The organism is Malonomonas rubra DSM 5091 (assembly GCF_900142125.1).
Classification (GTDB): Bacteria; Desulfobacterota; Desulfuromonadia; order Desulfuromonadales; family Geopsychrobacteraceae; genus Malonomonas; species Malonomonas rubra.
The window spans coordinates 100,190-113,400 of sequence record NZ_FQZT01000003.1 but is presented as its reverse complement, the minus strand read 5'-3'; the positions used below and the strand labels follow the sequence as shown (position 1 = coordinate 113,400).

Below are 13,211 nucleotides of genomic sequence, written 5' to 3'. Positions count from 1 at the left end.
AGCGCGTGTGGCTGACACACAGGTTAAAATCTGCGGCATTACCAATGTCGAAGATGCGTTATACGCGGTCGAAGCCGGGGCTGATGCACTCGGCTTCGTCTTTTATGCCAAGAGCCCGCGTTGTGTAACGCCGGTTCAGGTGCTGAAGATTATCGCCGAGTTGCCACCGTTTGTGACCACCGTCGGCCTGTTCGTCAACGAGGACATCCCGCAGGTCAGACGGATCATGACCGCGGCGCGGCTCGACGTGGTGCAGCTGCACGGAGACGAGCCGCCGGAAGATTGCATCATTGAGCCTTTACGGGTAATCAAGGGGCTGCGGGTGAAAGATGCCGCCTCTCTCGAAGGGGCAGATAGATATCAGGTGTCGGCGCTGTTGCTTGATGCCTGGAGTGACAAAGGCTACGGCGGCACCGGCGAGCAGTTCGACTGGCAACTGGTGAAAAAGTTGACGGCCAACCGGCCGGTTATTCTGGCTGGCGGGTTGAACCCGGATAATGTAGCGACGGCAGTACAGCAGGTGCAGCCGTATGCGGTCGACGTCTCCAGCGGAGTCGAAGAACGGCCGGGCAAGAAAGATCATCAGAAAGTGGCGGAGTTTATCCGCCAAGTGAGGAACGCATGAGTTATCAGTTTCCGGACGAGCGTGGACATTTTGGAGAGTACGGTGGTCGCTATGTCGCCGAAACCTTGATGCCCGCCCTGTTGGAGTTGGAAGAAGCCTACAACGCAGTCAAGGACGACCCTTGTTTCAGGGAAGAATTCGAGTACTACCTGAAAAATTACGTTGGTCGGCCCAGCCCGCTCTATTTCGCCCAGCGCCTGACGGAAGAGCTGGGGGGCGCGAAGATCTACCTGAAGCGGGAGGATCTCAACCACACAGGCGCCCATAAGGTCAATAACACCGTCGGCCAGATTCTGCTTGCCCGTCGCATGGGCAAAAAGAAAGTCATTGCCGAGACCGGTGCTGGCCAGCATGGCGTCGCTACGGCCACCGTTGCCGCCCTGTTCGGCATGGAGTGCGAAATCTTCATGGGCAAGGAAGATATCCGCCGACAGGCGCTCAACGTCTTTCGCATGAAGCTGCTCGGCGCCAAGGTGCACGAGTGCACCAGCGGCACGGCAACCCTGAAGGATGCCATGAACGATGCCCTGCGCCACTGGGTCACCCATGTGCGCGACACCTTTTATGTTATCGGCACTGTTGCCGGACCGCATCCCTACCCGCAGTTGGTGCGCGATTTTCAGTCGGTTATCGGCGAGGAGGCAAAGGTCCAGTTGCAGGAAGCGGAAGGACGCCTGCCTGATGCGGCGATCGCCTGTATTGGTGGCGGTTCCAACGCCATGGGCACCTTTTATCCCTTTATCAAGGACAGGTCAGTGCGATTGATCGGCGTCGAAGCGGCCGGGCTGGGCGTCGATACTGATAAGCACGCGGCCTCGATTTCCGCCGGCGCGCCGGGGGTGCTGCACGGCAACAAAACCTACCTGCTGCAGGACGAGGATGGCCAGATCAACCACGCCCACTCGATATCAGCTGGTCTGGACTATCCGGGTGTTGGCCCCGAACACGCGCATCTGCAGGATATCGGTCGCGCCGAGTATGTTTCGATTACAGACGATGAGGCCCTGGAAGCTTTTCAGAAGTTGACCCGCATCGAAGGGATCATCCCGGCCCTCGAATCTGCCCACGCCATTGCCGAGGTGATGAAGCTGGCGCCGACCCTGCCGAAGGAGCAGGTGCTGCTGGTTTGCCTGTCGGGACGTGGTGATAAGGATATACATACTGTCGCGGATGCGATGAACGTCGATTTGTAGGGCTTTGTCCCTAAATCGTTTTGAAAGGAATCAATGAAATTTACTGAATTGAACCTGCCGGACCTGGTCCAGCAGGGCGTAGTCGATGCAGGTTTCGAATCTCTGACCCCGGTGCAGGAGGAATCAATTCCGCTAGCGCTGGCAGGCAAGGATGTCGCCGCCCAGGCCCAGACCGGGACTGGGAAAACCGCTGCGTTTTTGATTTCACTGTTCTGCAAACTGCTCGCCAGCGGAAAGCGCACCAGCAATAATCCGCGAGCGCTGGTGATGGCGCCAACTCGTGAACTGGTGGTGCAGATCTGCAAGGACGCCGAAACCCTCGGCAGACATACCGGCCTGAAGGTGCAGCCGATCTTCGGCGGCGTCGATTACGAGAAGCAGCGCAACGCTCTGAAGGACGGCGTCGATATCATTGTCGCTACGCCGGGCCGCCTGATCGACTATTTCAAACAGCGGGTTTTCTCCATGGACCGGGTCGAGGCGCTGGTCATCGACGAAGCCGATCGTATGTTCGACATGGGCTTCATCAAGGATCTTCGTTACATTCTGCGTAAGCTGCCTCCCTTCGAAAAGCGGCAGACGATGCTTTTTTCCGCCACTCTCTCGGCGCAGGTTATGGAGCTGGCTTACGAATTCATGGACCTTGCAGAGAAGGTGCAGATCGAACCGGAACAGGTGGCGGCGGAGAAGATCGATCAGATTCTCTATCATGTTTCGCGCAAGGAGAAATTCGCCCTGCTGCTCGGACTGCTGAAAAAAGAGAGCGGAGTCGAGCGGGTGATGCTGTTCGTCAACACCAAGGCTGAAGCGGAGCGGCTCAATGGTCTGCTCAATGCCAACGAGGTGGCCAGCGCATTGCTCTCCGGCGACATTCCGCAGAAGAAGCGGATGCGCATCCTCGATCAGTTCAAGCTCGGCAGTTTGACCCACCTGGTTGCCACCGATGTTGCCTCGCGCGGCATCCATGTCGACAACGTCACTCACGTTATCAATTACGACCTGCCGCAGGATCGTGAGGATTACGTTCACCGTATCGGTCGGACGGCACGCGCCGGGGCAACCGGCCGGGCGATCAGCTTCGCCGACGAGGAGACGGTCTACCAGCTGGCCGATATCGAGGATTATCTCGGCGAGAAAGTCCCTAGTGAAATGCCGCTGGATGAGGATTTCTGTTTCAACTACAAACGGGCGATCCCGAAGCGGAAAAAGCCGCCAGAGAAGAAGCCCGCCGGAGATGGGCAGAAACGGCGCCGCCGGCGTCGGCCGAGACGTCGGCCGGGTGGAAAACCGGGAGAAAACAGCGCCGGGGATAAAGACAAATCGTCTGGAGGTGGAGCTCCTGCAGGTGGGGGAGAAAAGGATTGAATCCGCCTGCGTGAACGTCTACACTGCCACTTTTGGCATCACTGATAAAAAGTCAGACTTTTGCTGGCGCCACCGTAACTGGTTGAAAAACTGATGACACGTATTGAAACGACATTCGCGGCTCTGAAAAAGAAGCAGGAAACCGCGCTGATCCCATTTTTGACTGCCGGCGATCCCGATATCACCACCACGGCGAAGCTGATTCGGACACTGGCCGAAAACGGTGCCGACCTGATCGAGCTTGGGGTCCCTTTTTCCGACCCGATGGCGGATGGCCCAACCATTCAGGCGGCGTCGGAAAGAGCCTTGGCAGCCGGAACCACAGTTGAAAAAGTTCTGCAGCTGGTTGCCGAAGTGCGTACCGATTGCCAGGTGCCGCTGGTGTTAATGGGCTATTACAACCCGGTTTTTCGCTATGGCGTTGAACGTTTTGCCACGGCTGCTGCTGCCGCTGGTGTAGATGGTCTGCTGCTGGTTGATCTGCCGCCGGAAGAGGCGGGGGAGATTAGCGGTGTGCTGAAAAAGGCCGGTATCGCCATGATCACCCTGCTTGCGCCGACGACGCCGCCGGAGCGGATGCAGAGGCTTGCAGCCGCTGCTGAAGGGTATCTCTACTACGTTTCGATGACCGGTGTTACCGGGACGCAGAAAATTACCCCGGATGACATCCGGGCAGCCGTAGAGAATATCCAGGGCATGACGGAGGTGCCGGTCGGTGTTGGATTTGGCATCACCACCGCCGAGGATGCAAAGGCGGTCGGAGAATTTGCCGATGGTGTTGTCGTTGGCAGTGCTCTGGTTAAAATTATTGCTGATAATGCAGGCAGTGATCAGTTGTTGCCGCGTGTCGCCACTTTTATCACTGAACTGAAACAGGGACTGCTCGCTTAGGGCTGTCCAGCTCGGATGCACGCTGACCGCTTTGCCGGCAGCGATGTTGATGATGACAAATCTAAAAGGATATTTTCATGGGCTGGTTTCGCTCGAAAAAATCATTGACCGCACAGACGGAAAAAAAACACGAGATGCCGGAAGGTGTCTGGACCAAATGTAAAAACTGCCAAGAGATTATCTACGCCAAGGAGATCGAACGTAATCTGAATGTCTGCCCCAAGTGTGACTACCATTTCCGGGTCAGCGCGCGTGAGCGGATCGATCTGATTATCGACGAGGGGACTTTCGTCGAGATGGACGCCAAGATGAATTCTGTCGACTTCCTCGACTTCAAGGATTCGAAGAAATACAAGGATCGGATCAAGGCGGCGGTGAAAAAGGCTGGTGACGGTGATGCTGTTATCTGCGGGACCGGTGATCTTGACGGTTTGCCGGTTGTCGTTGCGGTGTTCGATTTCGCTTTCATGGGTGGTAGCATGGGCTCGGTTGTCGGCGAGAAGATCACCCGCGCCATCGAAAAAGGGTTGGAAACCAATGCCCCGGTGCTGGTCTTTTCCTCTTCCGGCGGTGCGCGCATGCAGGAAAGCATCATGTCGCTGATGCAGATGGCCAAAACCAGTGCGGCACTGGCCAAGCTGAAAGCGGCTGGTATCCCCTTTGTTTCAGTGCTGACCGATCCGACGACTGGCGGGGTCACAGCCAGCTTCGCCATGCTGGGCGATATCAACATCGCCGAGCCGCGTGCGCTGATCGGTTTTGCCGGTCCGCGGGTTATCGAGCAGACCATCCGCCAGACCCTGCCGGAAGGGTTCCAGCGCTCAGAGTACCTGCTGGAGCACGGCATGATCGATATGATCGTGCAGCGTAAAGAGATGAAGCAGCGCTTGTCGCAAGCGTTGCGTATTTTTACCAAAAAATAATTGATGAGCGATAGCTTTAGAGCGAGTCTCGATTACCTCTACTCGCTGCAGCTGTTCGGCATTAAACTGGGGCTGGAAAATATCCGCAAGCTCCTTGAACGACTCGATAATCCGCAGCGTCAGCTGCGGATTATTCATATTGCCGGCACCAACGGTAAGGGTTCGACGGCGGCGGCTCTGGCGAATGTTTTCCAGGTGGCCGGAATCCGGACCGGGCTTTACACATCCCCGCATCTGCATTCCTTCACCGAACGGGTACGGGTTGCCACGCAACAGATCGATGAAGCCGAAGTTGTTCGATTGACCGATGAAATTCGCCCGCACGCTGAAGAACTGCGCACCACTTTTTTCGAATTCACCACGGCGCTGGCACTGCTTCATTTTCAGCGCAATGGTTGCCAGTGGGCGATTCTTGAGACAGGCATGGGTGGCAGGTTGGATGCGACCAACGCCGTCGAGCCGGAGCTTTGCCTGATCACCCCGATCGCACAGGATCACGGTGCCTATCTGGGCGAGACGCTGGCGCAGGTCGCGGCGGAGAAAGCCGGTATTTTCAAGCCGGATGTGCCGGTGATCAGCAGCCGCCAGCAACCGGAAGTCTGGCCTGTGCTGCAGAGACGTGCCGATGAAGTTGGTACAGATTTACTGCGGGCTGAATCCGATTATGATTGGACTGCTGCAGAGGAAACACTCTCTTTCCGCGGCTTCGGTTGTGAGCTGAACGCTTTGCGCCCGCAGCTGCAGGGGCGCCATCAACAGCAGAATTTGGCGTTGGCACTGGCGGCAGTGAGCTGGTTGCGAAACGCTGGTGTCGCTTTGCCGGAGGCGGCAATGCGGCAGGGGGTTGAGCAGACCCGCTGGCCGGGCCGACTGGAATGGCTGCCGGACGACGTGTTGCTCGATGGCGCCCACAACGCTGCCGGGGCGCAGGTTCTGGCTGATTACCTGGCTGAGAAAAAGCTGCGCGATCTTCATCTTGTTGTCGGCTTGAAAGCGGACAAGCAGGCTGCTGAACTGTTGGCGCCGCTGTTGCCCTTTGTGCGCCGTCTGTACGCTACCCGGCCGCCGGTCGATGAGGCGGTTTCGCCGGAATTTCTGGTCAAGCTTGCAACCCAGGCGGACGTTTCCGCCGCTGCGTATGATGATCCGAAGATGGCTTTGCAGGCGGCTCGACAACAGCGGCAGAAGGGAGAAATCCTGCTTGTCGCCGGCTCCCTGTTCCTGGTTGCTGCGTTGCGGGAAATGTTGTTGCCGGAAACTGAACTATTATCGATTTCATCCTGATTGTTTGGATTTTCTATGCGTGTCCGATTGTTAACGATCATCTTTGTTGTTTGTCTGGTGTTGCCCGCTTTGGCCGCTGATTGGGGCAAGGATAGCCCGTTGCCGGTCAACTTGGAAGCAGACGAGCTGAGTTACGACAAAGAGACCGGGCGTTACCGCGCCAGCGGCAATGTTCAGCTGAACCAGGGGGAACTGGAGGTGGTCAGCGACCTGCTCTGGTGGAATCAGCTCAGCGGAGAAATTGAGGCCGAGGGCGGAGTGCAGTTGACGTCGCCGGACGAGAAAATGACAGGCAGTAAGGTCAGTTATAACCTGCAGCAGGGAACCGGTTCGGTCGCTGACGGTTGGCTGTTCCTGCAGGAGTCAAATCTGCATGTGCGTGGCAAACAGATTAATCGTCTCGGAGAAAACAGCTACCGGGTTTTTGACGGCACATTCACCACCTGCGACGGCGAGGTGCCGTCCTGGAAATTTGGTGCCGAACAGGTTGACGTTACTCTGGGGGGCTATGCCAAGGCCAAACACACGGTCTTCTATCTGAAAGATATCCCTTCTTTTTACGTTCCTTATATGGTTTACCCGGTGAAAACCGAGCGGGAATCGGGGTTGTTGATTCCGCGCATCGGTTACTCCGATAAGCGCGGTTTCCAGTACAACGGTTCTTACTATCAGGTGCTTGGCCGCAACCAGGATGCCACCCTGCTGTTCGATTACCTGTCGGAGATGGGGATTGGCAAGGGGCTCGAATATCGCTATATCTTCGGCAAAGATAACGCCGGTGAAATGCGCGGTTATCATATCGATGTCGATTCAGTCGACGGCGAAACGGTGGACGAGGAGCGTTACGCCCTCGAATGGCAGCATGACGGTACCCTGCCTGGTGATGTCCGGATGGTGGTCGATGCTGTTTATGTCAACGATGAGGAGTATTTCGAGGATTTCGGCGAAGTCGCTGAGGATTACAACAAGGACGAGGTCGAGTCGAATTTTTCCCTGAGTAAAAGTTGGGGGAAATACAGTCTGGTTGGTGATCTCGAATATACCAAAGATCTTGAAAGCGATAACGACTCGACTTTGCAGCGACTGCCGCGTATCAGTTTCGATGCTGCCCGGCAGCGAATCGGCGAGACCCCTTTTTATTACAGACTGGAAACCGAGTACACCAACTTCCGCCGGGATGAGGGGGTGACTGGCGAGCGGTTGATGCTGCTGCCGACTCTGTCGGCCAGTTTGCAGCTGTTTAATGTCATCGATATTTCTCCAAAGATTTCCTACCGTGATCGCTACTACTGGGGAACGAGCGATGGTTACGGCGACGAGCATGAGGGGCTGGTCGAGTTCTCGACCAGGGTTAGCACCAAACTGCAGCGGGTCTACGATCAGCCAATCGGTTCGGCCGACAAGTTGAAACATAGCCTTGAACCGGAAGTTATTTATTATAATATCCCGGAACTGGAGCAGAACCACTTGCCGCAATTCGATACTTATGACGATATCGATAAAGAGAATCGCTTCGAGTATGCATTGGTGCAGCGCTTGACGGCCCGCTTCGATCAGGATGGCGGGGCTGCCAGCTACCGCGAATTGCTTTATCTGCGGTTGTCACAGACCTATTATTTAAGTGCAGATGCAGTCGGTGAGAAGGATTCTTTCGGTTCTATCCGTGGACAGTTGACTCTTTTGCCGACGACTTGGGCAAAATTCGAATTCGACGGAACCTACGATATCGACCTCGGCGAATGGGAGGAAACGGACGTTGACCTCTCCCTGCAGGATCAGAACGAAAACAGCCTGAGAGCAAGTTACAGCTATGATCGTGACGAAGAGTTGGAATATGTTTCGTTCAAGCTGGACCTGTCGATTCTGGAGCCGTTCTTCGTCAGCTACGAAAAACGCTTCGACTTGGTCGATGACGAAAGCCTGGAAGATGTCATTGGGGTTGAGTATCGTCAGCAGTGCTGGAGCGCTTTGCTGACTTATCGCGAGAATGAAAACGACAGCTCGGTGATCCTCTCTTTCGTGATGAAGGGGATCGGCCCGGTTGGCGGTGTCAGCGGCAGCCTCGGTGGAATCTGACTCTTTGCTGCAGGTGTAACAAAAGGGAGTTGACGCCCGTTGGGCGGCGTGCGAAGCTTGCCGCGTGCAACTGGGAATGTTTTGAACACGGACCTTTCTGGTTGGTGGAAAAGAGCGCGGGCAAACAGTTTTTCCCGCTGGTTCTATGTGATGGGAGGAACAGGTGGCCCCTGCCCGGGAGTCGGCTGCGACTGGAAAAAATCTGATCACAATCTGGCTGCTGGTGATTATCCTGGTGATGCTCGGTTATGCTGTTTTCGGCGACCGGGGTGTCCTGCGAATCATCAAGGCCGAGAAGCAGAAAGAAGAGTTGCAAACGCGGTTGACGGCTCTGCAGCAGGAACAACAGCAGTTGCGGGACGAAATTGAGCGTTTGCAGCATGATAAGGACTATTGGGAGCAGCTTGCCCGCGAAAAGCTGGGCATGGTGCGAGAAGGGGAGCTGATTTATCACCTTCCGCCCAAAGAAAAATAGTTAGAAAAGGCAGCAGAACAGGATGAAAGAACAATTAAGAGAGGCGATTAAAGTCGCCCTGCAGCAGTGTTACAATAATGGTCGCCTCGGTTCGGGACAAATCCCGGATGAAATCCAGTTGGAGGTGCCGAAGAACCCCGATCATGGCGACTTTGCCAGTAATCTGGCGATGACCATGGCCAAGGCTGAGCGCAAGGCTCCCCGGCAGATTGCCGAGGCATTGGTTGAGGTGTTGCAGAAAAATCCACTGTGCGAAAGGGTCGAAATCGCAGGCCCCGGATTTATCAATTTCCGGCTCGCACCGAGTTGCTGGTACGGAGTGCTCGATCAGGTCATGAGCGAAGGCGAGCAGTACGGTCGCAGTGACGTCGGCAAAGGGACCAAAATCCAGGTCGAGTTCGTCAGCGCCAACCCGACCGGACCGCTGCATATCGGTCACGGTCGTGGCGCGGTGGTCGGCGATGCGGTCGCTGCAGTGTTGCAGGCCGCCGGCTACGATGTTCAACGCGAATACTACGTCAACGACGCTGGCAACCAGGTGAAAACCCTTGGCCTGTCGATTCTGATGCGACTGCGTGAACTGCAGGGCGAGTCGATCGAATTTCCGGAGGATGGCTATCAGGCTGAGTACGTGAAAGAGCTTGCTGCCAAGCTGCAGTCCGAAAAGGGCGAGCTGAAGGAACTCGAAGAAGATGAGGCGATTGAAGCCTGTGCACGCTTTGGCGTTGAGAAGGTTCTGGAATGGATCGGCAGAGATCTGAAGGCCTTCGGTATCGAGTTTGATAACTGGTACAGCGAAAAGAGTCTCTACGACCGCAACATGGTCGATAACGAACTGGCCAAGCTGAAAGAGAAGGGACTCTCTTTCGAGCAGGATGAGGCCCTCTGGCTACGCACCACCGAGTATGGCGACGATAAAGATCGGGTGCTGATCAAATCGGATGGCAGCTACACCTATTTTGCCTCTGACGTCGCTTACCACATGGAAAAGTTTGAGCGCGGTTTTGACCGGGTCATCGACGTCTGGGGTGCCGATCATCATGGTTACATCCCGCGGATGAAAGCGATGCTGGCCGGGCTTGGACATCCGCCGGAAGACCTGGAAGTGCTTCTGATCCAGATGGTCAACCTGCTGCGTGATGGTCAGCCGTTTACCATGGGGAAGCGCTCCGGTAATTTCATTACCCTGCGTGAGGTTATCGATGAGGTCGGCAGCGACGCTGCCCGCTTCTTTTTCCTGATTCGACGCTGTGACAGTCAGCTCGATTTTGACTTGGAACTGGCGAAGCAGCAAAACAGTGACAACCCGGTTTACTATGTTCAGTATGCCCATGCTCGCGTCTGCAGTATCAATCGCAATGCAGCCGAGGCTGGAATTGCTCTACCGAAACAGGGCGAGGCCGATTTGAGCAAGCTGGAGCTGCCGGAGGAGATGGCGCTGGCGCAGAAACTGGCCCGCTTCCAGGAGATGATCGTCGGCGCAGCACAGAACTACGAGCCTCACCGCGTTGTTTTCTACCTGCAGGAGTTGGCGGCGCAATTCCACAGCTACTATAACCGGCAGAAGGTTCTGGTTGAGGATGCTGCCGTCACCCAGGCTCGTTTGTATCTGGTGAATTCTGTTCGGATTGTTCTGGCGAATGCCCTGCACTTGCTCGGCGTGTCGGCTCCGGAACAGATGTAAGGGGGAGGAACTCGATGAATGCAACAACAAAAACCCGTACCCAGCGCAGGATGGAAAAAAAGCAGACCCTGATTTTGCTGGTGTTGGTGTTGGCGGTATCTCTGGCGAGTTTCTTCCTTGGTGCGGTCGTCGGTCGGCAGGGCGCTGAAAGGGAATTAGCGCAGAAGCAGCAGGCCGCGGAACGCATTCTGGTCACCCCTGCGCCAAGCTCTACAGCACAGCCGGCTCCGCAGGTTGTTGAAGAAGAAATTGCAGAAGAGGCGACAGAACAAGCCACTGCAGTTGAGGCCCAGGATGAAACCAAGTTGACCTTTTACGATAATCTGGCAAAGGAAGAGAAAGTTCCCCTCGGCAGCGGAATCAATCTTCCTCCGGAGGAAAAGGTTGAGCAGAAAACGACCACAAAACCGCCGATTCCTTTGCCGGAAAAACCGATCGTGAAAAAAGAATTGCCGGTCGAGAGCCCTGCTGCTCCGACAAAAACTGAGCCGGTTGAAGTGGCCAGTGCGGTTATGCCAAAGGTCGATCCAAAAGGGACCTATGCCGTGCAGGTTGGCTCCTTCAATGCTGCTGGGGATGCGGGGGCCTTTAAAAAGCGATTGCTTGCCAAGGGTTTTCCTGCCTTTGTCGTTGAAGCTGATCTCGGTGCGAAGGGTTTGTGGTACCGGGTGCGGATAGGTCCTTACTCTGATGCCGCAAGCGCTAAAACTGTGCAGAAGTTGGCCGAAGAAAAGGAGCAGATCAAGGGATTTATCTCCCGCCAGTGACTTGTTTCTACGGCCTTTAATCTTGCCAGACGGAAAGCAATTTTTTTGCTTGACATTTAGCTGGCAGGATACTATTTTCCTGCCTCGTGTCGCGGGATGGAGCAGTCTGGTAGCTCGTCGGGCTCATAACCCGAAGGTCGGGGGTTCAAATCCCTCTCCCGCAACCAAGTAATAACTTCTTCTGAAGTTTATATAGTTTGGCGGTGTAGCTCAGTTGGTTAGAGCATGCGGCTCATATCCGCAGTGTCCGGAGTTCGAATCTCTGCACCGCCACCATTTAAAAGCGATCTGTCTCGAAAGAGGCCGGTCGCTTTTTTTGTGTAAAAAATCTATTTGATCGATCCTTCAGTCAGATTTTCGTCAGATGATCGATGTATTATCCCTTTTCATTAACACGGTGCATGCCGTGTTTTGGTTCTGGGGGATGGAGGGGGATTCTCGGAACCGCTTGGCCCCTGTTCGATGAGACGCATCTTATCGGACAGGGGCTTTTCTTTTTCGTTGCGGGCTCATGGCTGTAAGGTTAGGCTTGCGACTATGCAGGCGACTATTTGTTCTCAGATTGAAGCAGCCGGGATGGGGTCCGCGGACCACCTTCTCGTCGCTGTTTCCGGCGGCATTGATTCCGTGGTGCTGCTGCGTCTTCTTTCAGTGGCTTCAAATCAATTTGGTTTCCGTTTAAGCGTTGCTCACTTCGATCACCAGATTCGCCCGGAAAGTCGGGCAGAGGCTGAGTTTGTGGAACAGCTCTGCGAGCGTATGCGGCTTTCTTTTTTCTTCGGCTCTGGTGACGTTCCTGCCTTTGCCAAAGAGGAAAAAATCAGTTTGGAGATGGCTGCTCGTCAGTTGCGCAGAGTTTTTTTGTTGCGTACCGCAAAGCGCCTTGACGCGCGGCTGATTGCGCTGGCTCATCATCGGGATGATCAGGTCGAAACCTTTTTTCTTCGCCTGCTGCGCGGAAGCGGTTCGGCTGGCCTGGCTGCGATGAAAACTCTAAATAGCTGTTGGTGGCGCCCGCTTCTTGGCTGTAGTCGAGAGCAAATTCTGGATTTTGCCCGAAAGGAGAACCTGAACTGGGTGGAGGATGGCAGCAATGCTGATACGTCGATTTTGCGAAATCGCGTACGGCACGAGGTTCTGCCGCAACTGCGTGAGCTTAACCCTCAGCTTGATGAGCGGTTATCAGTTTTAAGTGCTCAGTTTCAAGCAGACGAGGATTTTTGGCAGCAGCATGTTGCTAAAACAATCACTGCCCTGATCGTTGATCACTCCGATGGTCTGCGTCTGGATCGGCAAAAGCTACTTGGTTTGCATGCGGCTCTGCGCGTTCGTGTCGTCCGGGAGGCTTTGCGGCAAGTGCGTGGGGATTTGCAGCGGATTGAGGCGGTTCATCTGCAGTCGATCCTGTCTTTGCTGACGGCTCACCGCAGCCAGTCTCAGTTGGATATCCCCGACTGCTGGGTGGCACGTCGATACCAGTTTTTGTGGCTGCGAAAAAAAGCTCCTGAAAAGGTCGCAGCCTATGCGTTTGAGTTGCCTGTTCCGGGCAGGGTCGATTTGCCGGATGGACGGTTTCTGCGAGCTGTATTTACGGAAAAAAAAGCCGGGGAATCAGCTTTTTCCGTCGAGTTTGATGCCGTGCGGGTGAAGTTTCCGTTGCTGGTCCGAAATTGGCAGTTCGGTGATGTTTTTCATCCCCAGGGAATGCCCGGGAAGAAAAAACTCAAACGTCTGTTCAGTGATGAAAAGATCGAATTGGAAGAGCGTGACAGGGTGCCTTTGATTGTTTCTGGAGAAGAAATTTTGTGGGTTGCCGGGATGCGACGATCGCAGCAAGCTCCCGTGTCGGCCGATTCCGCTCAGATACTGCGTTTAGAGCTACTTGAAGGCGATTAAAAAAGCGGACAAAGCCCTTGTGGGGGCAGCCT

The 13,211-nt window shown here is 55.2% G+C and carries 11 protein-coding genes and 2 tRNA genes; all 13 read left to right on the top strand.

The window, feature by feature from the left end; genetic code table 11:
• Positions 1–7 precede the first annotated feature (7 nt).
• Positions 8–625: a phosphoribosylanthranilate isomerase gene (locus tag BUB13_RS05605; RefSeq protein ID WP_072906562.1), complete on the top strand. Its 618-nt coding sequence runs from the start codon at positions 8–10 to the stop codon at positions 623–625.
• Positions 622–1,818 carry a tryptophan synthase subunit beta gene (trpB, locus tag BUB13_RS05600; protein ID WP_072906560.1) on the top strand — a complete coding sequence of 399 codons (1,197 nt, stop codon included), beginning with the start codon at positions 622–624 and terminating at the stop codon, positions 1,816–1,818. The genes BUB13_RS05605 and trpB overlap by 4 nt, the downstream gene beginning before the upstream one ends.
• A gap of 33 nt (positions 1,819–1,851) precedes the next feature.
• Positions 1,852–3,183 (top strand): DEAD/DEAH box helicase, encoded by a 1,332-nt coding sequence (locus BUB13_RS05595; RefSeq protein ID WP_072906558.1) that lies wholly within the window; start codon positions 1,852–1,854, stop codon positions 3,181–3,183.
• A 93-nt stretch (positions 3,184–3,276) separates the two neighbouring features.
• Complete coding sequence (trpA, locus tag BUB13_RS05590) at positions 3,277–4,074, top strand: tryptophan synthase subunit alpha (RefSeq protein ID WP_072906556.1); 798 nt, start codon at positions 3,277–3,279, stop codon at positions 4,072–4,074.
• Between the two features lie 77 nt (positions 4,075–4,151).
• The gene (gene accD / locus BUB13_RS05585) at positions 4,152–4,997 is read left to right on the top strand and encodes an acetyl-CoA carboxylase, carboxyltransferase subunit beta (RefSeq protein WP_072906554.1); all 846 of its coding nucleotides are present in this window, start codon (positions 4,152–4,154) and stop codon (positions 4,995–4,997) included.
• 3 nt (positions 4,998–5,000) lie between these two features.
• Positions 5,001–6,281 (top strand): bifunctional folylpolyglutamate synthase/dihydrofolate synthase, encoded by a 1,281-nt coding sequence (locus BUB13_RS05580; protein ID WP_072906552.1) that lies wholly within the window; start codon positions 5,001–5,003, stop codon positions 6,279–6,281.
• 15 nt (positions 6,282–6,296) lie between these two features.
• Positions 6,297–8,357 (top strand): LPS-assembly protein LptD, encoded by a 2,061-nt coding sequence (locus BUB13_RS05575; protein WP_072906550.1) that lies wholly within the window; start codon positions 6,297–6,299, stop codon positions 8,355–8,357.
• 163 nt (positions 8,358–8,520) lie between these two features.
• The gene (locus tag BUB13_RS05570; RefSeq protein WP_084091779.1) at positions 8,521–8,832 is read left to right on the top strand and encodes an FtsB family cell division protein; all 312 of its coding nucleotides are present in this window, start codon (positions 8,521–8,523) and stop codon (positions 8,830–8,832) included.
• Between the two features lie 22 nt (positions 8,833–8,854).
• Positions 8,855–10,516, top strand: coding sequence for an arginine--tRNA ligase (gene argS / locus BUB13_RS05565; protein ID WP_072906548.1), 1,662 nt, complete (start codon positions 8,855–8,857; stop codon positions 10,514–10,516).
• Positions 10,517–10,530: 14 nt separating this feature from the next.
• Positions 10,531–11,283: an SPOR domain-containing protein gene (locus tag BUB13_RS05560; RefSeq protein ID WP_072906546.1), complete on the top strand. Its 753-nt coding sequence runs from the start codon at positions 10,531–10,533 to the stop codon at positions 11,281–11,283.
• A 90-nt stretch (positions 11,284–11,373) separates the two neighbouring features.
• Positions 11,374–11,450 (top strand) — tRNA-Met (locus BUB13_RS05555).
• 32 nt (positions 11,451–11,482) lie between these two features.
• Positions 11,483–11,559 (top strand) — tRNA-Met (locus tag BUB13_RS05550).
• Positions 11,560–11,859: 300 nt separating this feature from the next.
• Entirely contained in the window at positions 11,860–13,179 is a 1,320-nt protein-coding gene (gene tilS, locus BUB13_RS05545) for a tRNA lysidine(34) synthetase TilS (RefSeq protein WP_072906544.1), read from the top strand.
• Positions 13,180–13,211 lie beyond the last annotated feature (32 nt).

Excerpts from the sequence above, each read along its gene's own strand:
- trpA (WP_072906556.1), top strand. The coding sequence starts at position 3,277 with ATGACACGTATTGAAACGACATTCGCGGCTCTGAAAAAGAAGCAGGAA.
- accD (WP_072906554.1), top strand. The coding sequence starts at position 4,152 with ATGGGCTGGTTTCGCTCGAAAAAATCATTGACCGCACAGACGGAAAAA.
- BUB13_RS05580 (WP_072906552.1), top strand. The coding sequence starts at position 5,001 with ATGAGCGATAGCTTTAGAGCGAGTCTCGATTACCTCTACTCGCTGCAG.
- argS (WP_072906548.1), top strand. The coding sequence starts at position 8,855 with ATGAAAGAACAATTAAGAGAGGCGATTAAAGTCGCCCTGCAGCAGTGT.
- trpB (WP_072906560.1), top strand. The coding sequence starts at position 622 with ATGAGTTATCAGTTTCCGGACGAGCGTGGACATTTTGGAGAGTACGGT.
- BUB13_RS05595 (WP_072906558.1), top strand. The coding sequence starts at position 1,852 with ATGAAATTTACTGAATTGAACCTGCCGGACCTGGTCCAGCAGGGCGTA.
- BUB13_RS05575 (WP_072906550.1), top strand. The coding sequence starts at position 6,297 with ATGCGTGTCCGATTGTTAACGATCATCTTTGTTGTTTGTCTGGTGTTG.
- BUB13_RS05560 (WP_072906546.1), top strand. The coding sequence starts at position 10,531 with ATGAATGCAACAACAAAAACCCGTACCCAGCGCAGGATGGAAAAAAAG.
- tilS (WP_072906544.1), top strand. The coding sequence starts at position 11,860 with ATGGGGTCCGCGGACCACCTTCTCGTCGCTGTTTCCGGCGGCATTGAT.